The sequence below is a fragment of the Listeria valentina genome (assembly GCF_011800755.1).
Lineage (GTDB): Bacteria > Bacillota > Bacilli > Lactobacillales > Listeriaceae > Listeria > Listeria valentina.
The window spans coordinates 1-1,632 of sequence record NZ_JAATJW010000127.1; the positions used below are offsets into that span (position 1 = coordinate 1).

The following is a 1,632-nucleotide window of genomic DNA, read 5'->3' on the forward strand; positions in this document are numbered from 1 at the left end:
ATGAAAACACCCTCAAAAAATGAATAACGAAATTTATGAGTATTTTTCCAAAAATGATTTAGTAGCAATCGAGGATTTTTCGTTTAAAATAGTAGCCATGAAAAATACAGAAATTATTTCTATATGACAAAGAATATTTATTAAATTTTGTGCTGATTTTTTTGAATTTGGTGAGGTTATTATGAACTATATTTACTACGGAGAAAGAGGGTAGGTTCTTCAAGGAAAACGATGGAATCAAACTTTTCCATTGAACATTATTATGAAGTCTGGTCAAACTAGGACATTAAAGAGCTAGACTGTGCAGGATAGGAAATGAATCGGCATATTGGACGCGCTAAACTTTATCCTTGATGCGTGCTTTGACTGGGAACGGACGTTCTGGTATAATAAGCGTGTTGAGGAGGATTTACATAGTGAAAAAATGGTTGATTTGGGGATTAGGATTGCTGCTGTTGCTTTCTGGATGCAGCAATTTTTTAGCGTCATCTGAAGGAAGTGAACCCAAGCTTTCAAGTGAAACACTAAAGGGTGCGCAATTTGATTTTTTTGATGTCGGACAAGGTGATAGTACCTTGATTCGTGCGGATGATGGCACAACGATTTTGATTGATACGGGGCGGCAAGATGATGACCGGATTATGACGCTTCTAGAAGAAAAACAAGTGAAGAAAATTGACTTGCTACTTTTGACGCATCCACATGCTGATCACATTGGAAATGCGGATAAAGTCATTAAAACGTATCAACCTAAAGAAATTTGGATGGATGGCCTAGCGTTTAATAGCTCGACTTATGAAAGAGTGATCGATGCTGCGCTTGCTTCGGATGCGCTTTATAAGGAGCCGAAAGCGGGCGACAAGGCAAGCTTCGGACCGTTTAATTTGGAAGTATTAAGTCCTAGCAAACTAAGTGGTAATGCAAATGATGATTCGATAGCGGTCCATTTGACTTATAAGGAAATCTCCGCGGTTTTCACGGGAGATGCTGAAAAAGGACGAGAAAAGGAAATGATCGAAAGCGGCTTACCGCTGCAAGCTGATATTTTAGATTTAGGGCACCACGGCTCATCAACTTCCAATTCCCCAGCATTTCTAGATAAGGTGAAACCAGAAGTTGCGATTTATTCGGCTGAAAAAGGGAATAGTTATGGACACCCACATGTTGAAGTCCTAGAATGGTTGAAAGAGCGCGATATTACGACGTATGGAACGGATGTGAATGGCACAGTCACGCTTTCGACAGATGGTAAAAAGCTTAACGTTGTGACTGAGAAAGAAGGCGAAATCAAGTCAGGAAGCAGTTATTCTTCAAGCAAGAAAACGGAGGAAGCATCGAAAACAGAAGACAGCGGAAACGAAGTGATGCCTGATTCGATCAATTTAAATACAGCGCCTGCAAAAGACTTGAAATTTTTACCTTTGATCGGGCCAGAGTTAGCGCAGAAAATTATTGAGCATCGGCCATATTCTTCTATTGATGATTTAAAACGGATCAATGGTATTGGAAAGGGCATTGTTCGCCAAATTAAAGAACAAGGACTTGCGACTACGAGATAGTCTAGTGGTAATAAGTCAAGCTGAACTTTCAAATTATTTTCAGGGAAAAACTAATTTTTGAGCGCACTGAACT

At 39.5% G+C, this 1,632-nt stretch carries 1 protein-coding gene; it reads left to right on the forward strand.

The window, feature by feature from the left end; genetic code table 11:
• The first annotated feature begins 413 nt into the window (after positions 1 to 413).
• Positions 414 to 1,559, forward strand: coding sequence for an MBL fold metallo-hydrolase (locus HCK02_RS13725; RefSeq protein WP_246215610.1), 1,146 nt, complete (start codon positions 414 to 416; stop codon positions 1,557 to 1,559).
• Positions 1,560 to 1,632: the final 73 nt, after the last annotated feature.